Genomic DNA, 22,467 nt, shown 5'->3' with positions numbered 1-22,467 from the left:
AACCAGGGGCTGATAGCCCCTGGTGAATAGCCGATCAGAAGGCGTAATTCACGCCCACGCCCGCATAGTGGAATCGATCGCTTTCGCCTTCATCGTGGTTTTCCCATTCATAGGCATACTCCAGCGTCATTGAAAGACCGTTATTGAAATCGTAGGCATAAAGCAGGCCCAGACGGTTGAAATCATGCCCTTCACGCTCAGGATCGTCTTGCCAGTCCCAGTTTGACCAGCGGTCGAGCCCCAGGCGGGTATACGGCGTCAGCGTGGTATTGCCTAATGAAATGGGTAAATAGGCGCGGATCTCCTGCGTTGAAAACTCACCGTTATTACGTGAACTGTCCATATTGAAACCGCGCTCTAAATAGTAATTCACTTTTGCCGCGAAGGTTTCATTAATGGTCCAGGTAAAGCCCGTTTCTGTTTCAACGCGACTGTCGGCATAACCCGTTTTTTCCAGGTCGTTGGCAAACTGATACATGGCAAACCAGCCGCCGAAACGCCAGTCATCGCTTAACTTAATATCCCAGTCTGGTTGTATTTTGTAGCGCTGCATATTCGCGCTACCGTCTTTCGCGCCGTGTTCATCTTTGAAATGATAACCGTAATTACGGAAGCCGCCGGTCAGGCCGAGGGTAAAATCATCGGTTCCAATAAAACGATAGCGCAGCTCGAATTCGGGACGATCAAAATAGGTCCCGCGGGTCATACTGCTGTAATCAACGGGGCCTTCCTGATACATGGCAAGGGAAATCGTCCACGCATCCCATGTGGCGTTAAACCACACGGAGGGTTCATATAATCCGTCTTTATCATCCCCCTGACCTTCGACGTTTTCAATTTCATACATGGCACCTATATTAAAATTCCAGTGTGGTGTCGGTTCTGAGGCGTGTGCGTAGCTAACCCCTGCGCATAGAATAAGCGCAGCACTTCTTAGTAGAGTACTCATTAAAATATTCCTTTATAATGGACAAACAAAAAAACCGGAAATTAATATTTCCGGCGAACATTTTTATTATCTGATTGCCGCTTCTGTTTCCGCGTCAAAAAAATGACACTTATTCATATCGAACTGAATGCCGATATTATCCCCTGCAGCATAATCAGTGGCAGCCCCTGCCCGGACGACCAGTTCGTGGCCCCCGACGGTGGCATACAGCATAAATTCAGCACCGGTCAGTTCGGCAACGCTGATTTTGGCGGCAATCGCCTCACCGCTGGCTTGCGAGGTGAAAATATCCTCCGGTCTGATGCCAAAGACCACGGCTTTACGTTGATACCCCTGAGCGTTAAGTACCGAGAGCATATCTTCGGGGATCTCCAGGCGCAGCGTTTCCGTCACGAAGTAGCGTTCATTGATCGCCCCCCGAATAAAGTTCATTGCTGGCGAACCAATGAAACCTGCCACAAACATATTTGCCGGTTCGTTATAGACCTGCTTCGGCGCGCCCACCTGCTGAATGTATCCATCTTTCAGGATCACAATGCGGGTTGCCATCGTCATGGCTTCGGTCTGATCGTGCGTCACATAAATCATGGTGGTATTCAGCTTTTGATGCAGCTTGCTGATTTCGGCACGCATTTGAACACGCAGTTTAGCGTCAAGGTTTGAGAGCGGTTCATCCATCAGGAAGACGCCCGCTTCACGCACAATCGCCCTGCCTAATGCCACGCGCTGGCGTTGGCCACCCGACAACGCACCGGGCTTACGCTTGAGGTAATCGCGCAGCCCAAGAATCTGAGCGGCCCAGTTAACGCGCTCTTCAATGACGGCAGGCGCGATCTTCTGCATCTTCAGCCCAAATGCCATGTTGTCGTACACCGTCATATGGGGATACAGCGCATAGTTCTGAAAGACCATCGCAATATCCCGGGACTTGGCCGGGACATCATTCATACGAACGCCGTCAATCACCAGTTCACCGGCGCTGATCTCCTCCAGCCCGGCAATCATGCGCAGCGTCGTCGATTTACCGCAGCCCGATGGCCCGACGAAAACGATAAATTCTTTATCCTCAATGTCGAGGTTGAAATCTTTGACCACATGGACCTGGTTGTCATAGATTTTCTGGATATGTTTTAGCGATAGTTGCGCCATTCTTAATTCCTTATCAGTACCGTCCGGGAAGCCCAGAAATCTGTCAGGCATTTCCAGGTCAGCTCCCGCGTTGAATGAAGTTGAAGTCCCGCATGGTTGAGGCCTGCCCCTATTCCCACCGACACCATCCCTGCGGCGTTGATCGCCTCAACGCCGGAGGCGGCATCCTCAATCCCGATGGCCTCCTCCGGGAGGACGTTAAGACCCGCGCAGGCGGCAAGGAAGATTTCCGGGTCCGGTTTGGAGCGGGCAATACGGGACGCATCGGCACAGAAATCAAACGCCCTGTGGATCCCCAGCGCCTGCAAAATGCCGGGAGCGTTGAGTGAAACAGACGCCAGCCCAATTTTGACGTTTGCCGCGCGTATGTCGGCCAGCACCTCACGAATGCCCGGGAGCATTGACGCTTGCGTAAGCGAAGCCAGCGACTGGACATAGAGCGCATTTTTTTTACGCGCAAGCGCCAGGCGCTGCTGTTCATCGAACGCATCTTCTTTGCCACCGTGACGCAGGATCCGCTGCAGGGAGTCCATGCGACTAATCCCTTTCAGCGTTTCATTGAAGGCCTCATCAATGGTGATCCCGACCTCCTTCGCGACAGCGCGCCAGGCCAGGAAGTGCAGATGAGCGGTGTCGGTGATCACCCCATCCAGATCGAATACAACGGCATTAAGGTTCATCTCGCCTCTCCGTGGTAGCGGTCCCAGTAACAGACGTTAGAAAATCCTTGCAGGACAAGACCTGCCGTCCCGAAAGCTGGAGGGTTTTACCCCAGAGCGTTAGCGTGACGGGAGCAGAACTGGTCACCGTAAGTGCCTCTTTCGTCACGATGAAGTGCAGCTGCGCATTCTGCCAACGCAGCGGAAACGCCAGCCTTTGCCAGTGCGCAGGTATCCTGGGTGCCAGATGTAGCTCCCCGTCCACGATCTGCAGCCCGGCAAATCCCTGAATAACGCCTGACCAGATCGCACCCGTTGCGGCAGCATGAATACCGTCATCACTGCTGTGCGGATCGTCGCCCAAATCGATAGCAATGCCATCACGCCAGAAGGCGTAAGCCCCTTCTGTATCACCACAGCGCGCGTTCACAATCCCGTGGATGGCTTTGCTCAGAGACGAATCATGAATAGTGCGCGGCTCATAGAATGCCAGGTTGGCCGCGCACTGCTGCGGCGTAAAGCGTTCCGGCAACAGGTAATTAAGCATTACCACGTCGGCCTGTTTGAGGATCTGCATCTCGTTAACTTCAGCGCGCGAGTAATCCAGCAGAATGGTCTGCTTGCCCGCTTTGGCTTTATAGCGGCTCAGATCGATCGCTGGTTTGGACATGAAGGTGTCATCCTGCGGTATGACCCCGTCGGCGTTGGCCTCGGGCAGCCATAGGCGCGCCAGGAACCGTTGCGCATTTTCCGTAAAACGCGCATCCTCACGCTCAAACATTGACATAAACCGGCAGGCACTGGCGACGTTGTGCCACGCCAGATAGTTGGTGTAGGCGTTGTTATTCACGTGCTCCGTGTATTCATCCGGCCCAATCACGTCATGGATCTCCAGACGGTCGCCAACTTCCGTCGCGCGTCCCATCCAGAACAGCGCGGTTTCCATGAGCAGCGTCAGGCCTTCATTGCGCATAAAGGCGTCATCGTGCGTTGCCTGCCAGTAGGCGACAACGGCCCACGCGATATCCGCCACGATATGATGTTCAGCCAGCGCGGAGGCCACTTTCTGACGAACGCCCGTGCGGATGTTGATCGCTGCGAATTCCGGCGTCTCTTCCTGACCGCTCGCGGCACTCTCCCAGGGGAACAAGGCGCCAGGCCAGCCGTTCCGGCGTGCTTTTGCCCGGGCCCCCGACAGGTTAAGCCAGCGGTAGCGCAGCAGACGACGGGCAACATCTGGTCGGGTAAAGAGATGGAAAGGCAGCAGGAAAATTTCGGTGTCCCAGAACACGTGGCCTTTATAGCCCTCCCCGGTCAGGCCCTTGGCCGCAATACTGCTCCGTTCATCATGGGCAGGCGTCATGGCCGTGAGGTGCCAGACCGCGTAATCCAGCGCCAGCTGATCCTGATGTTCGGTCGACGTGACGTCCACCCGGCAGTCATGCCAGATCTTTTTCCATGCGCACGCCGCGCTTTCGAGTAACGCGGCATACCCTCTTGTCGCGCAGGTTTTGAGCTCAGCCAGAGCATTGCGGGCAAACGTGTCCTGTGAAAGCGCTTTATCGCTGCGATGCGTCACCCAGACCAGCTTCTCAAGCGTGACAGTGTCACCCTGAGCGACCTTTACGGCGTGATGAACCGTGATACGCCGGTTTTTCGCGGTAAAGCAGCTGTCGCTGGTGGTTGAGAGACGACAGCATGCCGAGATCACCACATCCGCAGCACGATCCTGCGTTTCATACACGCCCTGCATGTAGTGCTGGTCAAAGACTCTGACCGAGATTTCATCCAGATGCTGACGGCCGCTGTTGGTTTGCGTCGCATCAATCCCCGTGCTCAGCATAACGTCTGATGAGGCATCCAGCGGAGTGACGGAGAGCTGCATTGCCACCAACGGCAGTTGATCCAGTGACACAAAACGGCGGCTTTCCACACGGTAGCGCTTTCCGTCTGCCGAGCGCCACACTACGCGACGACGCAGTTCACCATTGGCAAAATCCAGCTCCCGCTGCCAGTCAATAATCTCCCCTGACAGCAAGGTGAAATTGATGCCGTCCAGTTCGATATCCATGCCGATGATGTCAGGCACGTTGATCAGTTCGTTGGTCTCATTACGACCAGCACGATGATAAAGCCCGGCAAGATACATTCCCCGGGTCTGCTGCGTGTAGTTTTCCTCATGCGCCGCACGTATGCCCATATAGCCGTTGCCGCAGGCCATGATTGACGCGTATTTATTGAGGCTATGAGGGCAAAAACCCGGATCGTTTAATACAGACAGGTTCAGCATAACGTTACGCTTTCCCCTTTTTCTGCCGCCTCGTACAGTGCGGCGACCAGTTGCTGGATCACCAGACCTTGTTCGGCATCGGCAATCATTACCGGCTCTCCCATGACATGACGGACAAACGCATCCATGCTGCGTAAATGCCGCTGATCGTCTGCCTCTTCGCGCAGGGTTAGGGTCTGCAAAACTCCGCCTTCATCGGTGTAAATATGGGCCGGGAACAGCGTTGCCCCCGCTTTTTCACCGCAAAAGGCGACATTCATGATGGACTGCTCGCGGATATTGAGGGCAAAGGAGGTATCCAGACGCAGAATGCCGCCATTGCAAAATTCAATCGTCCCGAACAGGGCATCTTCAACGGTAAACTGTGCAGGATCCCATTCACCAAACTGGCCACTGTTTTTGCGCTTTCCCAGTTTTTGAAAGCTGTGGGCCGTCACGCGTTTTACCGCCGGGAAACCCAGTACATACATCGCGGCATCGAGCATATGGATCCCAATATCAATCAGCGGCCCGCCCCCCTGCAGTGCTTTATTGGTGAAAACGCCCCAGCCGGGAACGCCGCAGCGGCGCAATGCCTGCGCCGTAGTGAAGTAGATTTCGCCCAATGTCCCGTTCATTACCGCCTCACGCAGCAGTTGCGTATCACGTGCAAAGCGGTGGTGAAAATCATAGGCCAGCACTTTTCCCGCCGTTCGGGCCGCCACACGCATCAGGTCGGCTTCATGTGGCGTCATGGCCGGGGGTTTTTCGCACATTACATGGCAACCGGCTTCCAGGGCTGCCATCGCATGTTCAAAATGAAAACGGTTGGGCGAACAGACGCTCACCACATCCGGTTTGACCGCCTGCAGCATTTCATTCACGTCCTGCCATGCCGACGGAATGGCATGGCGTTCAGCAAACGCCTGAGCCTGTTCAGGATGGCTGTCCATGACAGCCACCATCTGAACATCACTGCGCGTGGAGTAATACGAGGCATGCACTTTGTCCGCGACCTGCCCGGCACCAATAATGGCGACACGCAGAGGCGAAGGTGTTAAGGCACTCATCACGCTGGTCATCCTTAGCATTCACGCAGATAAGTGAGAGAATCCTGATAGGCCTTCGCAGGATCGTCAGCGCGAACGCGGCACTCGTAAACAACGTAACCCTGATAACAATCGGCACGCAGCTGGTCGAACAGAGCGGCAAAATCAAGAGAGCCGCTTCCCGGCTGATAGCGATGGTTATCGGCAATATGCACATGGCCCAGCAGGTCGCGGTTCTGGTGCAGCGCTTCCGTCAGCGAGTCTTCTTCAATATTCATATGATAGAAATCGCCGATAATCTGCACATGTTTCAGCCCATTCTCTTCGATGTAGCGACGAGCATCCGCGAGGGTGTTGATCATGTGATCCTGATAGCGGTTCAGCGGCTCCAGGTAAACGGTGGTGCCGGTACGGGCCGCCACCTCATCCAGCTGGCGCAGCGAGGCGCTCACCGCCTTGCGGTCTCCTTCAAGGCTACGCGGCGACGTCATCGGCGGCAGACGGAAGGTAAACATCCCCCAGGCGGCAGGAACCACGATTCCTTTACCGCCCACCTCTGCTAACGCTTCAAGAATGCGTTCGATCTGCGTTAATCCGTTCAGGCGACGCTCTTCGATGAAGTCACCAATCCAGCCATCGTACCCGCCGCAGGCCGTGGTAACCGGCAGCCCTGTAGCCTTAATGGCCGCTTTAACCTCTTCAAGGTTCTCCACCAGCAGCTTGCCGTCTATCTCATACCCATCAAAGCCCATGGCCTTGATGTATTGAAATTTTTCCAGGATATTTGTCGGGAAAAAGGCCTGGTTTTGCGTTGCGATTTTCATTTTCATGCTCTCCTTAGCTCAGAACGTGACGCCCATTTTGATACTCAGTTCAGGATGCTGATCGACATAGGTCATGTAGCTCTCAGCGCTGGTGGTAAACGTTACGACCGGGTCGATTAAATCTTCGCAATTGAGATAGCCGTTCATCAGCAATTCCCAGCAGGTCTCTTCAATACGCTTACGGTTCCAGCGTGGATAATCAGGATTTGGCTCACTGCATGCGCGGGAGAAGACAATTTTCGCGTTATTGAAATGCGCTTCGCGCCCCAGGTTAAAGCCTTCCGCGAACGGTTTCGCAAAGGCCACGTATGAGATGGTGCCGCCGTAAGCGAGTCCGCGCAGCGCAGACTGCAGCGCATCAGCAAAGCCGCTGGTTTCGATAATCACATCCGCGCCCTGTTTGCCGGTCAGTTTTTTGATTTCCAGACCCACATCCGTGCCAATCGGATCCAGACAGTGGTCTGCCCCATGGCGACGGGCAATGTCGCAGCGGTGCGCGATAGGGTCGACACCGATAACGATTGACGCACCGGCTTTCTTTGCCAGCTGGATGGCAATCTGACCAATCGCGCCAAGCCCAACGACGACGACAAAATCCCCTACCCGCACATTGGCATCACGTACGCCGCTCATTGCGAATTGTGCCGGGTCGTAGCAGACCGCATTTTTCCAGGAGGCGCCCTGAGGCATTTTGCGCAGTTTGTAGTTGTTGACGGCATTCACAATGACCGTTTCCTGTAGCGGTCCATAACAGCAAACGCGGTCTCCGACACGGTATTCCGTTACGTCAGCGCCACACTCAATGATGTCCCCGACGATCATGTTCCCGAGCTGGAATTTGCCAAACTCGATCCCGCGAGCCGCCCCCTCTTCACGCGGCGTAAAGAGCTGCCAGTCAGGGTTAAACTCTTCATCGATAAACGGACTCGCCGCCCTGAAATCCACCACTTCGGTGCCATGTTTCGGTGCGCCAAAGCGGGCGCGAATTTTCACTTCATGAACGGCAACGGGACGGTCTTCATATTCGACCAGCGCTGCCACACGCGGCGCTGTCGCAACTAACTTCTTCATTACTCACTCCTTGTTAAAATTGGCCGCCTCAGCCCTTAACGCCACCGGCGGTCAAACCACTTTTAATAAAACGTTCAGACAGCGCATACATGATGACCACCGGCAATGCCGTCACCAGCGATGCCGCCATCATGCGGCCCCAGATGTAATCTGGCGTACTGAAAAGGGTGTTCAGCCCTACCGGCAAGGTGAAGTTGCTGGCGCTGGACAGGAAAATGGAGGCAAACAGATAGTCGTTCCACGCCACCATGAAGCAGTAGACAAAGACCGATACCAGGCCCGAAATCGCTAACGGAACGGTAATGCGAAAGATGATTTGCAGGCGGTTAAGGCCATCCATCATCGCGGCTTCTTCTATTTCGTCCGGGATAGTGTCGAAATAGCTGCGCAGCATAAATACCGCCGTGGGTAATGTCTGAGTCACCATGGTGATTATCAGCGCCAGTTCGGTGTCATAGATACCGAGCGCGGTGATGATTTTGAACAGCGGCACCACCAGCAGAATCCCTGAGAACATGTAGACGGTGTAGAAGCTGGCGTTGATCGTCGTGCGCCCTTTAAAACGCAGTTTGGATAAGGCGTAAGCCCCCAGCGTGCCGAGAAACACGGCAACGATCGACGAGGTCAGTGACACCACCATGCTGTTACGGAAGTAATCCACAAACGGGAAAATCAGCGGGTTAAAGATGTCGATGTAATGCTGTAACGTCCACTCCTGCGGCAGAATAGTCGGATGCAGCGATATCGCCTCTCTGGCGCTTTTAAAGGAGGTCATCAGCATCACGAAAAATGGGAACAGCGTGATGATCAGGAACGCCGCGAGCCCCAGGTAAAAGCCAATACGACCCAGTACGCGTTTATTTGTTGCCATTGAGATTTACCCTTTTTCTGGTCAGCAGAATGACGGCGAAGATGATCACAAACAGCACCACTGAGATAGCCGCAGCTTTACCCAAATCGTTAAAGGCAAACGCCGTTTTGTAGAGATAGACTCCCAAAATATCGACTTTGGTAGTCAGCAGGTACACGTCCGCAAACATGTAAAACATCCAGATGGTTCGCAGCGTGATGACCGTGGCCAGCACCGGCATAATCGCGGGCAGCGTGACGATGCGAAAACGTTGCCAGCCATTCGCGCCATCCATTTCTGCGGCTTCGTATAACGATTTATCAATCGTTTGTAAGATCGCGAGAAACGAGATAAACGCATACGGGAAGTAGCGCCAGATGGCGAATAGCACCACCAGCACAAAGCTGCTGCCGGGGTTGTCGAACCACAGCGGTGCCTGGTCATACAGATGCAGCAGGTCTACCCCCAGATAGTTCACGATGCCGTAGCCGTTGTTGAACATGTATTTCCAGGCAAACACCAGTGAAATAGACGGCGTGACGTAAGATAAAATCACCAGCGAACGCGCCGTTTTGCGCAGCCGAAACTCCCGGTTAAAGAAGATGGCGACAGCCAGCCCTAGCCCCGTGCTACCTATCACCACCAGGGCCGTATACCAGAAGGTCATCCACAGGGAGTGCCAGAACGCTGCATCACTCAAAATACGGATGTAGTTATCCAGCCCAACAAACACCGCGCTAATGCGCGGGTTGAGCGGCAAGCGTAAGAAACTGATTTCAATGTTGGAAATCATTGGCCAGGCCACAAGGCCCCCCAGCAAAATCAGGCTGGGGGCCAACAGCAGCATGGCGAAAGGCATATCTGAACGACCAGAAAACAACGTCTTCATAATTTCCTTCCGCAGAAGCGCTCCTATCGTTGTGAAACCAGGTCAGCCAGGCGTTTCTGGCTGTTGCTTAACGTGGTGTTGAGGTCTTGCTGACCTACCGTCACGTTATGCACCATCGAACTGATGATGCCGGAACCTGTCACGTCGCCCATGCGGGTAAAGTTTTTGTCGCCCACGGCCCCAAATACCTGCACATTCGGGAACTGCGCGATCAATTCATACGGCAGTTGACCAAAGGCTTTGATGACCTCGTTGTTTTTCCAGCTCTCGGTATCCACCACCAGTTTGTTCACCGGTAACGCCGCCCCCGGAGACATCATGACCCAGTCCGACGCGTTTTGAGCCTGCTCCATCCAGGTCACAAATTTCTCAGCGGCTTTGGTTTCTTCTTCAGTCTGACCGGTCGTGATCGTCAGCGACGTCACCATGCCGTAAACCGCAGACGATTTTTCCGTTGGAACCACAAAGCCCAGGTTGGCAGGATCCCCTTCTTTAAACACGGCAGGTAGAATGTAGGTGGAGTAAACCGCCATTGGCGCGGAACCGTTCATGAACGCGTCTTTGATCTCCATGACGTCGTTCGAGCCTGGCATCGTGTTCTTCGCCAGTTCTTTATAAAACGCCAGCGCGTTTAACATTTCAGGCGTATCGATCTGGATGTTGCCCTGCGCGTCGAAGACGTTTGCCCCACCTGAAAGGGCAAACTGGGAGAAGGCCTGCTCGGTCATGACGCTTTCAGCGGTTGGAAGCGCGATACCGTAGTGTTTCTTAGCCGGGTCGTTGAGCATCTGACTGGCTTTCAGCAGTTGTTGCCAGTTATGCGGCTCTTTAATACCCGCCGCGGCGAGAACATCTTTGTGGTACCAGACGCCTGACAGCCAGGCGCTAATTGGCACACCCGTCCACGCGGTGCCGTCTTCCGTGCGAACAACACGGAGAATGCCGTCATAAAATGTCTTTTCACCGACGGCTTTAATGGCTTCGCCAATTGCGTCACGGTCCAGCAACTGCTCTTTATCCATCACTTTTGCATAGTCATGGTTGACCTCAATCACCTCCGGCAGTGCGCCGGTCCGCGCGAGGGTAATGACCTTGGTGTTGTATGCATCCTCTTCCACCGGCACCTGTTTCACCGTAATGGAGGGATTCTCTTTCTCGAATTTCTCAATCAGTTTCGTGATGACGGCCTGACGCTCCTGTTCCACCGACGAATGCATAAACTCGATGGTCACAGAAGATTGTGTGTCGTCCTTGCAGCCTGATAACAGGGCGCACGAAACCAGTGCTGAAATCAGCACAATTCTCGGCATTTTCATTGTTAAGGTCCTTTTTTAGTTTTCTTTAATCCACATAACCTGCCATGGATTTAGGGTCAACGTCGTATCGTTAATATTGTTCCCGGTTATTAAATCTTTTCCTGCCTGACTATTTGAAGGGACGTGCTGAATATCATTACTGAAATTAAAGAGCGCTGTAATTCGCTCGCCGTTATTGGCAATGCGAACTATTTTCAAAACATGCTCCCCGGATGTTTCAAAGCGCGCCTGACTGTCCGGGTGGAACGCTTTTTCCTGACGGCGTAACGAAATTAACGCACTCAATCCAGAATAAACTTTATGACGAAGGCTATTAATATCGTCGAGTTTATGATCAATTTCACCGGCCTGATATTTCTTTCGGTTTATTGCTCTATTATACCCTAACCGCTCCACACCCTCATAATCATTACGGGAGCCAATAATACTCTGAATATAGATTGCAGGCACACCCGGGAAACTCAACAGAACGGCATGAGCCAGAATAAAACGGGCTATGCGCAGAGTATCCTCATCCTTCTTAGCACTTAATGCATCCAGATAGGTTACATTGATTTCATACGGGCTGCGCGTACCGTCAGGGTTATTTTTCCAGTTAACCAGCGCGCCTTCCTGCTGGAGTGTTTCCACCAGCGACAGAATTTCCGATTCCGGTAAAATTCCGCGTAACGGATTAAGTCCAATCCCGTCGTGCGAGGCCAAAAAGTTAAACCAGGTGGTTTGCTTTGACGGCAGCTCCAGCGATGTGGCCCACTGACAAAGTGCCCGTACATCCTGACGATGAACGGCATGCAGAACCAGTGGTGGCAAGGAGAACTGATACACCATCTGGGCTTCATTCTTGCCGTCACCAAAGTAAGAAACGTTGTCTTTATGCGGGACATTAGTCTCAGTGATGATCACCGTACCCGGTGCCACAGCGTCCGTAATGGCGCGGAAGAGCTGAATCAAACGGTGCGTTTGTTCAAGATGGATGCAGCTTGTTCCGGGGATCTTCCACATAAAGCCGACCGCATCAAGGCGGATATAGCGCGCTCCTTCCATCAGGTAATGGAGAAGCACATCCACCATTGCAATCAACACCTCAGGAGAGGCGAAATTGAGGTCAATCTGATCATCGCTGAAGGTCGTCCACAGATGCCGAACGCTTCCGTCATCAAGTGTAAAAGGTGTCAGGAGAGGCAATGCGCGAGGCCGTGTCACAGCAGATAAATCAGTTTGCGGATCCACGGAAATAAAGAAATCTTCATAGCCCGGTTTTTGCGCAAGATAATGAGCGAACCATTGGCTTTTCGCTGACATATGGTTGCAAACAAAATCAAACATTAAACTTGCATACTGCTTTAATTCAGCAACGTCTTGCCATGTTCCCGTTTCAGGCGCAACGTCATGGTAATCGATAACGGAAAAACCATCATCAGAGGACCACGGGTAAAAAGGTAAAAGATGCACATGAGAAAATGAACGAGAAAGCCATCTGTTATAAAAACGGGTAAAAACAGGCAGCGCTTTCTCCCCTTTATTGTAGAACTGATCGGCATAGGTTATCAGGACGATATCTTTTTCATCCCAACCAGCTTTACGCTTTTCGGTAATAACGGCAGCAGCTCTGGAGATTTTCCCTGACAGTGTTTCACGGTGCGACTCAGAAAACGATTCGCCGTAAACAAGATTGATTAAATTTTTAATTTTATCGTTCACTTTATTTTTCCATGGTAGCGGTCCCACGAAACGCAATCTACTCCCATGAAAAATATCTGTCAACGGACCTGAGGGGGTAAAAACGTCTTCTCAAGGCAACTCAGCGCAGTAATGTGAGCTGCCGCAAAGAAAGACAGAAAAGGGAGAAAACGAAGAGAAATGCCAGCAGCCCTCCTCTCATAAGAGAAAGACTGCGGTATACATGGGGATCAGGATAAGTATCGACGGGAAAAACGTTTGGCCAGTTTTTGCAGCAGCGGCTCCAGCGCCACGGCCAGCAACAGTCTTACCGGCTTACGGGCAACAGATTTTATTGCCCAGCCAGCCAAGCCTGCCGGACCATAACGTAACGCCGTCAGCAGGACCAGTTTACCTGCGATTTTCAGGCCGGGTTTTACCTTCTGACCGGCCTGTTGCCAGTTTTTGTTCATCTATGTTCTCTCTTAAAGCTGACGAAAACGACTTCTCAGCGTAAAGGTATCAGACGTGACGTAACGTTCCATTTCGCGCAACCGCTTTTCACCTGCAGCCAGTTCAGCATCCACCTGGTACAGAATGTCACTACTGCTCGGTGCGCCTTCTGCAGCCAGTTCACCTTCCGGCATGGGGTCGAGCACAAACGACAATACGATGTACGCCACCAGAGTGATAAACGCCAGACCGAAGAAAATCGATAACACCGTTACCACGCGCACCAGCTTAACCGGTACATCCAGATAGTGGGCAAGCCCCGCACAGACGCCGCGAACCATGCCCTGCTGTGGGATCCGCCACAGCTTTTTATTCAGATTCAGTCCTGACATTAACGCTCCCTCCAGTTCGGGTGTTCCGCATCCAGGATAGCTTCCAGCGCCTGAATACGTTCACGCATCTTGTTCGCCTGATCGGACAGCTGTACCAGACGTTGTTGCTCGCTCTGGGAAAGGGCGTCCCGTGAAGAACGGTTGCTGTAGTGCAGCCATAACCAAATCGGCAGCACGAACAGCACGAAAATGGTCAGGGGAATAGCGAGAAAAAGCGCGCTCATGTGTACTCCTTGTCGTACGATGCGTGGCGGCACGCTCAGGTGCCGCATGAATTATTATTGATTGTCTTGCTTCATTTTGGCTTTCAGGGCCGCCAGCTGCTCGCTGATTTCATCGTCGGCTTTCAGATCGGCGAACTGCTGATCGAGCGATTTTTGCTTACCGATGCTGTGGCTTTCCGCTTCCGCTTCCATCTGATCGATACGACGTTCGAAGGACTCAAAACGCGCCATTGCTTCATCAAGCTTACCGCTGTCCAGCTGACGGCGTACATCGCGGGAAGAGTTTGCCGCCTGGTGACGCAGCGTAAGTGCCTGCTGACGCGCACGGGTTTCGCTCAGCTTGTTCTCAAGCTCGCCAATCTCTTTCTTCATACGGGTGAGCGTGTCGTCCACCAGCGTAACTTCATGTTCCAGCGCGGTAACCATATCCGCCAGTTTCTGTTTTTCAATCAATGCGGCACGGGCCAGATCTTCTTTATCTTTACGCAGCGCCAGTTCGGCTTTTTCCTGCCATTCATTAAGCTGGGCGGTAGCCTGCTCAATACGGCGGGTTAACTGCTTTTTCTCAGCCAGCGCACGGGCGGAGGTAGAACGCACTTCAACCAGTGTATCTTCCATTTCCTGAATCATCAGACGCACCAGCTTTTGCGGATCTTCCGCTTTCTCAAGCAGCGAGTTGATGTTGGCGTTCACGATGTCGGCAAAACGAGAAAAAATACCCATAATTCAATCCTCACATTTCTGTTATCGGGCGATGCCCTGCTGTACAGATAATACAATTCCCGCGCCAACTTTTTATCTTATTGATTTCACTGAATGTGATTGATTTTCGCTCACTATGGAACTAAGCTCACCTGGTGAATCTCGCTAAGGAGTGGTTAATTTCATCATGGCTGAATATAAAGACAATTTACTCGGTGAGGCTAACAGCTTTCTCGAAGTACTGGAGCAGGTTTCACGCCTCGCCCCTCTCAACAAACCGGTGCTGATTATCGGCGAACGCGGCACGGGCAAGGAGCTGATCGCCAACCGACTCCACTATCTGTCCGGGCGCTGGGATGGTCCTTTTATTTCGCTTAACTGCGCCGCGCTGAATGAGAACCTGCTGGATACCGAGCTGTTCGGCCATGAAGCGGGAGCCTTTACCGGGGCGCAAAAGCGCCATCCTGGCCGTTTCGAGCGTGCTGACGGCGGCACCCTGTTCCTTGACGAGCTGGCCACCGCGCCAATGCTGGTACAGGAAAAATTGTTGCGCGTCATTGAATATGGCGAGCTGGAACGCGTCGGCGGCAGCCAGCCGCTACAGGTTAACGTGCGTCTGGTCTGTGCGACAAATGCCAACCTGCCGGAAATGGTGGCTGAGGATAAATTTCGCGCCGACCTGCTCGACCGCCTCGCTTTTGACGTCGTCCAGCTTCCGCCGCTGCGTGAACGGCGCAGCGATATTATGCTGCTGGCGGAACAGTTTGCCATTCAGATGTGCCGTGAGCTGGGTCTGCCGCTCTTTCCGGGCTTTAGCGATAATGCCCGGGAGACGCTGCTTAACTACCCCTGGCCGGGGAATATTCGCGAGCTGAAGAACGTCGTCGAACGCTCTGTCTACCGTCACGGCAGCAGCGAAACGGAACTGGACAACATTATTCTCGATCCTTTTCAGCCTAACGCGCCATCTGTTACCCCGCCGGCGCGTTCGAACGATGGGCCCTCACTCCCGCTCGATCTGCGCCAGTTTCAGCATAAGCAGGAACAACAGCTACTGGAGCAGAGCCTGAGGATGGCGAAATATAACCAGAAAGGGGCGGCTGAACTGTTGGGGCTGACCTACCACCAGTTAAGGGCATTGCTCAAAAAGCACCAGATGCGCTGACGGACAGAGCCATTCTGACGGGATTTATCCCCGCGAGGATCCCGCGGGGATAAGAGTCATGCTACCGCAATATGCATCTGCGAAAGCATATCGGTATTCACACCGACCAGCGTGACGCTGCTGTCGCCGTAGGTGAGTAAGGCATTATCACCTTCAAACGACAGATGGTTGAGATAGCTATCATTATCGGCAATGTTCTGGTTAGCCATAAAGATCAGGCTGTCGCTGGCGGAGAGGTTATAGACGGTGTCATGACCAAAATCACCGTAGAAGAGAAGCGTGTTTTCGCTGCCGTTAAGGTGGATGGCGTCGTCGGCATACCCGGAAACCACATTGTTATTGTTCCCGTTTACGCTGATCTCACTGTCATTGGCTCCTGAATAGAACCAGCTGTCATTACTGGCGGTCGAGATAGTGAAGCTGTTCTCTGTATCGGCATAATAGCTTTTCGCATACGCGATTGAGCCACTGTCACCTTCTAAGCCATAATCCGTGACCTGCCATGTCGCGTTCTGGTTGATGTTAATACCAAACAGGCTGAACAAGGTGTGGTCTGCGTTAACGTAATGGATATCTTCCGCCCGTGTAATATCGCCGGTGGAATATTTAAAGTACAGCGTCCCTTCTGCATCGTGGCTAAACGTAAAATCGGCAATATGACATTCCGTTACGTAGGTGTTAGTCCCTGCGCCACCATAAATAACGTTGTAGCCGCTGTGATCTTTAAAACTGTCATCTCCCCCACCACCGCAGAGATAATCGTTACCCTTCCCGCCTTGTAATAAATCATTTGTTTCGGTACCAATAATAAATGTCGACCCCACATGCGTTACGGATTTATTGAGATCCGAAACCCAGGTCGTGGAACGGTATGCTTCAGAAAGATTAGAAACAATGATATTGGAATTTTGATGGGTGAAATCATAGATTTCAGAATCCATAATTCGTAATGCACCGTCCGTATAGCCCTGACCGGAGTGCCCGGCCCAGGACGCCATATTCGCGATCGAAAAGATCTTACAATCGTTGGTCAGGCCGGCATAGTAATCATTAAAGGAGACGATGTTGTTGGTGCAGGTTTCAAGCGGCGTGTCGTGGTTAAATAAACTGTCCAGCGTCAAGCTGTGACCCGTTAACACACGAAATACCGGATCGTTCTCATAACCAATATTAAGCACTTTGTCATCGGCCAGGTTTTGAGTCGGAGAAGCGAATGCGACGTAGCTTGCGTCCTCAAAGAAACCACCCCACTGGCCCTGTGCGGACAGGGTTGCCATACTGTTAACAGCCAGTCCGCCAAGACTATGACCGGTAATGACGATGTCATTACCGGTCAGGCCATTTGCCGTGGCAAACGCGGCCACCGAACTCATGAGGTTTTTATACGCGTTGAGAACATAGTTATCCGCATAGCCGTCGACCAGTGCAGATAAAACGTCGCTGACGGTATCCATCGCGGTATTGATGGTATGCTGAAGTGAAGGCGCGCTGGCGTAAGTGCCCGTCCCCCAGAAGCTAATGCCTATATTGACCAGCTTGCCATTGGCGTCATATTTTCCCATAACATTGCATTCGGCGCTGGTTTCAAGAAGACTTTCGCCATAAAAAGCACCATAGGGATTAGTACAGCCGCTGTAGTTAAGCGTGGTCCCGTCTAATACTTTCCAGCCATTTTCTTCTGTATAGGTATAATCAGCATACGTGGCTGCACCAAAATTGATACTTTCAATGGTCAGTGCATCCTTAACAAGCTGCGTGTTTTTCTCGCCCTGATAATCGAATACAGGCATAGTCGTCCCTCTGTTTATTATCAACAATCATTGAGCAAAATACGAATCAAGTAACATAACGTTATCATTGTTTATTTCGCCCGTCTGCGCGAGCAAACTGACCCATGCCTTAATGACAGCATGTTTTTCTGCAGTAAGCTCAACTTTGGTTTTATAGAAAGATTGTTCTGCATTTAATAAATCGATATTCATACGCTGACCAGCCTGAATGCTTTTTTTCGTCGCTTCAATCTGACGCCTGGCGGCGTCCACCGCGGAAGCATAGGCAGCAAGGCGCTCTGACGCATGGAGGCATTTATTTAAGGATTTTTTAATTTCGCTGTAGGTCGCCAGCCGCTGTGCATCGTGAAGATATTTTGCCTGCTCATAGCGGGCCGCCGCCTGACGCAGGGACGCTGAAACGCCGCCCCCGGAAAAGAGATCCATGCTTACGCGCAGGCCTATGCTGTCGGTACGATATTTCTGATGAATCGTATTGTCGTTGCTTGAATCGTTCTCCGAATGCATCGCGTAAAGCTGTACCCGGGGAAGCGCGCCAGCGCGGCTGCGTTCAATTTCATAGCGTTTTTCTTCCACGCTATGTCCGGCAGAAAGGATATCGGGATTATGCGCGGCCGCCTTTTGTTCCCAGTATCGATAGTCTCCTGATGCCAGCGGCAGCTTAAGCGGCTTTTCACCGAGTATCGGCAGCGCTGCCGTCTGCGAGAGATCCACGCCCACGATCGCTGATAACGCAACGTTAGCCGTATCCAGCGTATCACGCGCCTCCACCTCATCCGCAATCGCCAGGCTGAGCGCAGAGGCGGTCTCGGTGACATCCGTTACTGCGCCCTCACCGGCCTCGAACTGTCGCTGAGCCTGCTTTTTCTGCTCTTCCAGCCCCTGACGATGCAGAGCCGCAAGCTGAAGCCGTTGATGCGCCTCGGTAAGATCCAGCCAGGCGGTAATGAAACGGTTTTGCAGATCAATCAGACTGCTTCGGTAGCGTTCATCAGACTGCATTTTTTTGATAATGCCGATGCGATACCCCGCATAGGCATCGTAATCAAACAGCGGCTGAACAACGGTAACCGATCCCGAATAACTGTCATATTGTTGATGCTGCACCATCTCAGAACGCTCCCCCAACAAATTTGTCTGCTGGTACTGCTGCCGCTGCCAGTTACGCGGTGCGCGTTGATAGCTAACGCTGACTTTTGGCAGTAACCCGGCGCGACCGATGGGGATGTACTCTTCTCCTGCAAGCTGATCCTTCACGGCAGCGCGGTACTGCGGATCGTTGTCCAGCGCCATGAACCAGCCCTGGGTCAGTGTCAGCGCACCTGCTGAAAAGGACGCCATCAGCGCGAGCAGATAAACAACAGGTATGAATTTTGCGGTAAGCATCTTTACTCCTCGATGAACGACCGCGATGCACGATCCACAATGGGTTTCAGCAGATAGCTCAACAGCGAGCGCTCTCCGGCTTTAATAAAGACCTCTACTGGCATACCCGGTTTAACCTCCTCGCTCTTCAGCTTTTTCATCCCCTCCGGCGTAACGGCGATCTGAATCTTGTAGTACGGCTGCTGGGTGGTGGGATCGGTCTGGCGATCCGCTGACACCAGCGATACCCGGGCCGGGATTTTCGGCGTGCTTTGCTGGTTGAAGGCGGTAAACATCAGGGTAACGGGCATGCCCTTATGGACTTTATCGATCAGGGCGACGTCAATTTGTGAGTCGATAATCAGGGGGGAGGCCTGCGGGACAATTTCCAGTAGCTGCTCGCCCGCGCTCACCACCGCGCTGTCGCTGGCAAGCGCGAGGTTCATTACCACGCCATCCTGCGGTGCGACAACGCGGGTCAGGGAGAGATCGACACCGGAGAGCGTCAGCTGTTTTTTGCTCTCGCTGACCTGCAGGCGAAGCTGGTCAATTTGCGTTTCAATATCTTTCCGGTTATCAATCAACCGCTGCTGCATGCCGCGTTTGAGCTGGGCGATCTGATTCCCTAACTCTACGATTTTGCTGCGGGTTTCACCCACCTCGCCCGCCAGAGACGCCGATTGCACCTGGATATCGAGATAGCGGTTACGGGGGAAATAGCCCTCTTCCATTAGTGGTTTCAGGTCTTTGAGTTGACGATTTAACAGTGCGAGCCCTTGCGCTTTCGTCTCGCAGGTTCTGGCAAGCGAATCGCGCTGGCGAGCCAGCCCTGCAATGGCCTGAGCGTCGTTTTCCTGAGCATTTTTCAGCGCCTCCTGCCGGGCATGCATAAGCTGGCGTTGCTGAGCCACTATGGGCTTGATCGCATCCCGCAGGGCTTCGTCTTCTGTCTCAGGGGGCAACGTCAGCGTTTGCATGCCCGCCAGCTCAGACTGAAGGCGGCTTTCAGCAATGAGCGACGTCAGATAATGCTGGCGCGCAGCGGAGAGTTGGGCGAGCGTCGATTGCTGGCTGAGCAGCACCAGCAGGTCGCCTTTATGTACCGTCTGCCCCTCTCTGACGGCGATGCTTGTCACCACACCGCCTGTGGGTGCCTGAACGGCCTTACGGTAGCCGTCCACCACCACGGTTCCGGTGGAAACAACACCTTTATCCAGCGGCGCAAATGCCGCCCAGAGCAAGAAAGATCCCAGACCTGCCAGCAACACTACCCAGCCAAGGCGGACAAACGGAACGACGTCAACAAGGGGCGCCTTCTGCGCATCGCTATTATGCATGGGCTTTTCCTTGTTCAGCAGGGACGCTGTGTGTCTTATTTACCGGGCGAGCTGACTGCTGTAAGAGTTGTGCCGTTGGGCCATAAACCTTCGTTTTTCCGCCTTCGAGGACGAGCAGATGGCTGGTCAGCGGCAATATTCCCGGACGATGAGAAATGATGACGACGCTTTTTTTCTGCTGCCGGAGTTGCCGGATAACCTGTTGCAAAGCCTGCTCACCCGATTCATCGAGGTGAGCGTTGGGCTCATCAAGGATCACCAGTGCCGGATTGCCGTACAGCGCCCGGGCCAGGCCAATGCGCTGTTTTTGTCCACCCGACAGGGCCATCCCCTGCTCGCCGGTCAGGGTGTTATACCCGTCAGGCATACGCAAAATCATGTCGTGGATCCCGGCCAGCTTTGCCGTGGCGATCAGTTGCGTTGAATCAATCTCACCAAACTGGGCAATATTCTCAGCGAGGGTTCCCGTGAAAAGCGTAACGTCCTGCGGCAAGTAGCCGATTCCGGGACCCGGCTTCTGCTTCTGCCACTGGTAAATATCTGCCCCATCCAGCCTGACATCCCCCTCTCCGGCAGGCCAGACACCGCACAACACTCTGGCGAGACAGGATTTCCCCGATGCACTGGCTCCCACAATTCCCAGCACCTCACCCGGGTTTACCCGCAGAGTGATGTTTTGCAGTATGGGTTGCCGGGGGTTTCCCGGAGGAAAAACGGTGACATTCTCCACCGTGAGCACTCCCTGCGCAGCCGGCAGGCGTATGCTCTCCTGCGCCGGGGGAAAGTCTCCCGTCAGACGAACCACGCGTTCCCATGCCAGACGAGCTGACCGGTAGCCTTTCGCCACGCTGATAAGTTGTTCCACCGGTGACAGCGCTCTTCCGAGCAAAATTGAGCCCGCGATCATCATACCCGGCGAGATGTCTCCCAGAATCGCCAGCCAGCAGCCCAGCCCCAACATCAGGGACTGAAGCGCCATGCGTACGGTTTTGGTGACGGCAGACATCAATACAGCGCGTTCACTGGCCGCACTCTGGCAATAAAGGAACTGTTGATGTCCGCGCCACCAGCGCGCCTTAACGTTGTCAGTCATCCCCAGGGCATGCAGCGTCTCAGCAGATTGTAAGGAGCTGTTAGCCTGGTGATTTGAGATCAAGGCATACCCCCCCGCTTCATTCAAAAGCTGACGCGTCGTTTTTTCGTTAATAAACGCCAGGGCCAGCAGCAGACATGCGCCTGAAAGCGAGAACACCCCGAGCCAGGTGTTAAAAAGAAAAATAACGCCGAGGTAAACGGGAAACCAAATGGAATCAAAAACCGCAAATAACGCCGGGCCGGTAACAAACTGGCGTATAACGGTGAGGTCGCTGATAGCCTGCCCGGCATTCGGGCTGTGCTTAACAAGATTACTTTCACATGCAGCGGTATAGAGTGCAGGCGAAAGCGCATTATCAAATTGATTACCCAATCGGATGATGACGATGCCACGCGCGTAATCAAGGAGTGCCATGACGGCAAACATAAATAACACCAGCAGCGTCAACATAAAAAGCGTTGTGGTATTCCCGGATGACAGCGCGCGATCGTAAACCTGCAACATATAAATAGATGGTGCCAGCATCAGTATATTTATGACCGATGAGAAAAACGCAATCGTCACGAATATACGCGTGCGAACGCGTGCAAAATCCTTAATTAGACCTAAAGGCTCAATCATCCCTAACCCTCTGATGTTTTGGTCAATTTTCATGCCATGAGAAAGACGCGAGACGTCCATGATGAAAAAGATTTAACAATAAATATAAAAAAGCAGACAACCAGGTGCAGTGCCATTCGGTATGCCCCAACAGAAAACTGTAATTTTCTTAAATGTTATGACGATTCATTTTATTCTGGTTTTCTTTCGCCCTGCAAAATTGCAGAATCGAACGATCAGTATATAAATCAACATTACTCGTAACGCAACCATTTATTAAACAAACATGCGTTTAGTGAATATTTCTTATTTTAATACATCGCCTCAATAATAATTCACACCATCGCATCGTACTTGCACAGGATAAACCGCGCGCACTTTATTATGGGGCTTTTATTACCCACTCAATATCGCATCGCGAGGTAACGGGAAGATGTCTGTCGTGAGTTCCATCAGCCAATCACGCAGGCAGTTGCTAACCGCATACGGTCTGTCGGGGCGAATCCTTCGTTTATAGCGAGTCAGACAGGGCATGAAAATGCTAAGATGGTTTATGAGGTATATTCAAAGTGGAGAGTCGGTATGAACGCCGATCAGGTTGGTATGCTGAATGAGCGACTGCAAACGCTACTGCCCCCAGGATGCCCTCAGGGATAAAC

Annotated in this window: 20 protein-coding genes and 1 pseudogene; 2 read left to right on the top strand and 19 right to left on the bottom strand. The window is 52.8% G+C overall.

Features of this window, described 5'->3' with window-relative positions:
- Positions 1-34 precede the first annotated feature (34 nt).
- From AX755_RS03280 to pspA, 15 genes are all read right to left on the bottom strand, one after another.
- The gene (locus tag AX755_RS03280; RefSeq protein WP_038986168.1) at positions 35-949 is read right to left on the bottom strand and encodes an OmpG family monomeric porin; all 915 of its coding nucleotides are present in this window, start codon (positions 947-949) and stop codon (positions 35-37) included.
- A gap of 66 nt (positions 950-1,015) precedes the next feature.
- On the bottom strand, positions 1,016-2,098 hold the full coding sequence (locus AX755_RS03275) for an ABC transporter ATP-binding protein (RefSeq protein WP_029883673.1): 1,083 nt from the start codon (positions 2,096-2,098) through the stop codon (positions 1,016-1,018).
- 2 nt (positions 2,099-2,100) lie between these two features.
- A complete protein-coding gene (gene pgmB, locus AX755_RS03270) occupies positions 2,101-2,778 on the bottom strand; it encodes a beta-phosphoglucomutase (protein WP_062856267.1) in 678 nt (225 codons plus the stop codon).
- Entirely contained in the window at positions 2,768-5,047 is a 2,280-nt protein-coding gene (locus AX755_RS03265; protein ID WP_062856266.1) for a glycoside hydrolase family 65 protein, read from the bottom strand. Before AX755_RS03265 ends, pgmB begins: the two co-directional genes overlap by 11 nt.
- Entirely contained in the window at positions 5,041-6,099 is a 1,059-nt protein-coding gene (locus AX755_RS03260; RefSeq protein WP_104668929.1) for a Gfo/Idh/MocA family protein, read from the bottom strand. Before AX755_RS03260 ends, AX755_RS03265 begins: the two co-directional genes overlap by 7 nt.
- 11 nt (positions 6,100-6,110) lie before the next feature.
- Complete coding sequence (locus AX755_RS03255; protein WP_029883669.1) at positions 6,111-6,899, bottom strand: sugar phosphate isomerase/epimerase family protein; 789 nt, start codon at positions 6,897-6,899, stop codon at positions 6,111-6,113.
- An 18-nt stretch (positions 6,900-6,917) separates the two neighbouring features.
- Positions 6,918-7,970, bottom strand: a complete 1,053-nt coding sequence (locus AX755_RS03250) for a zinc-dependent alcohol dehydrogenase (RefSeq protein WP_013096411.1) — start codon at positions 7,968-7,970, stop codon at positions 6,918-6,920.
- Between the two features lie 28 nt (positions 7,971-7,998).
- Positions 7,999-8,841, bottom strand: coding sequence for a carbohydrate ABC transporter permease (locus AX755_RS03245; protein ID WP_013096410.1), 843 nt, complete (start codon positions 8,839-8,841; stop codon positions 7,999-8,001).
- A complete protein-coding gene (locus AX755_RS03240) occupies positions 8,828-9,709 on the bottom strand; it encodes a carbohydrate ABC transporter permease (protein ID WP_013096409.1) in 882 nt (293 codons plus the stop codon). The genes AX755_RS03245 and AX755_RS03240 overlap by 14 nt, the downstream gene beginning before the upstream one ends.
- Before the next feature lie 23 nt (positions 9,710-9,732).
- Positions 9,733-11,025 (bottom strand): ABC transporter substrate-binding protein, encoded by a 1,293-nt coding sequence (locus AX755_RS03235; protein WP_062856265.1) that lies wholly within the window; start codon positions 11,023-11,025, stop codon positions 9,733-9,735.
- A gap of 15 nt (positions 11,026-11,040) precedes the next feature.
- Positions 11,041-12,726, bottom strand: a complete 1,686-nt coding sequence (locus tag AX755_RS03230; RefSeq protein ID WP_062856264.1) for a sugar phosphorylase — start codon at positions 12,724-12,726, stop codon at positions 11,041-11,043.
- A 209-nt stretch (positions 12,727-12,935) separates the two neighbouring features.
- Entirely contained in the window at positions 12,936-13,157 is a 222-nt protein-coding gene (pspD, locus tag AX755_RS03225; protein WP_062856263.1) for a phage shock protein PspD, read from the bottom strand.
- Positions 13,158-13,169: 12 nt separating this feature from the next.
- Positions 13,170-13,529 (bottom strand): envelope stress response membrane protein PspC, encoded by a 360-nt coding sequence (gene pspC, locus AX755_RS03220; protein ID WP_062856262.1) that lies wholly within the window; start codon positions 13,527-13,529, stop codon positions 13,170-13,172.
- Positions 13,529-13,753: an envelope stress response membrane protein PspB gene (gene pspB / locus AX755_RS03215; RefSeq protein ID WP_013096404.1), complete on the bottom strand. Its 225-nt coding sequence runs from the start codon at positions 13,751-13,753 to the stop codon at positions 13,529-13,531. Before pspB ends, pspC begins: the two co-directional genes overlap by 1 nt.
- 54 nt (positions 13,754-13,807) lie before the next feature.
- Positions 13,808-14,476, bottom strand: coding sequence for a phage shock protein PspA (pspA, locus tag AX755_RS03210; RefSeq protein WP_013096403.1), 669 nt, complete (start codon positions 14,474-14,476; stop codon positions 13,808-13,810).
- A 166-nt stretch (positions 14,477-14,642) separates the two neighbouring features.
- Here pspA and pspF point away from each other — a divergent pair, with 166 nt between their 5' ends.
- A complete protein-coding gene (gene pspF / locus AX755_RS03205; protein ID WP_062856261.1) occupies positions 14,643-15,620 on the top strand; it encodes a phage shock protein operon transcriptional activator in 978 nt (325 codons plus the stop codon).
- A 56-nt stretch (positions 15,621-15,676) separates the two neighbouring features.
- Here the strand turns inward: pspF and AX755_RS03200 are convergent, their stop codons facing one another.
- The 4 genes from AX755_RS03200 to AX755_RS03185 are packed head-to-tail and all read right to left on the bottom strand — an operon-like array spanning position 15,677 to position 21,829.
- Positions 15,677-17,410 (bottom strand): polyurethane esterase, encoded by a 1,734-nt coding sequence (locus AX755_RS03200; RefSeq protein WP_062856260.1) that lies wholly within the window; start codon positions 17,408-17,410, stop codon positions 15,677-15,679.
- Positions 17,411-17,437: 27 nt separating this feature from the next.
- Positions 17,438-18,796: a TolC family outer membrane protein gene (locus AX755_RS03195; protein ID WP_062856259.1), complete on the bottom strand. Its 1,359-nt coding sequence runs from the start codon at positions 18,794-18,796 to the stop codon at positions 17,438-17,440.
- 2 nt (positions 18,797-18,798) lie between these two features.
- Positions 18,799-20,112 (bottom strand): HlyD family type I secretion periplasmic adaptor subunit, encoded by a 1,314-nt coding sequence (locus tag AX755_RS03190; RefSeq protein WP_062856258.1) that lies wholly within the window; start codon positions 20,110-20,112, stop codon positions 18,799-18,801.
- Positions 20,105-21,829: a type I secretion system permease/ATPase gene (locus AX755_RS03185; protein ID WP_082824514.1), complete on the bottom strand. Its 1,725-nt coding sequence runs from the start codon at positions 21,827-21,829 to the stop codon at positions 20,105-20,107. The genes AX755_RS03190 and AX755_RS03185 overlap by 8 nt, the downstream gene beginning before the upstream one ends.
- Positions 21,830-22,297: 468 nt before the next feature.
- Between AX755_RS03185 and AX755_RS25680 the strand changes: the two are divergent.
- Positions 22,298-22,465 (top strand): annotated as a pseudogene (locus AX755_RS25680) (site-specific integrase); the annotation flags it as partial.
- Positions 22,466-22,467: the final 2 nt, after the last annotated feature.

Source organism: Enterobacter sp. SENG-6 (assembly GCF_001605945.1).
Classification (GTDB): Bacteria; Pseudomonadota; Gammaproteobacteria; order Enterobacterales; family Enterobacteriaceae; genus Enterobacter; species Enterobacter cloacae.
Note: the sequence above shows the minus strand (reverse complement) of the source record. Positions and strands in the feature narration are given on the sequence as shown.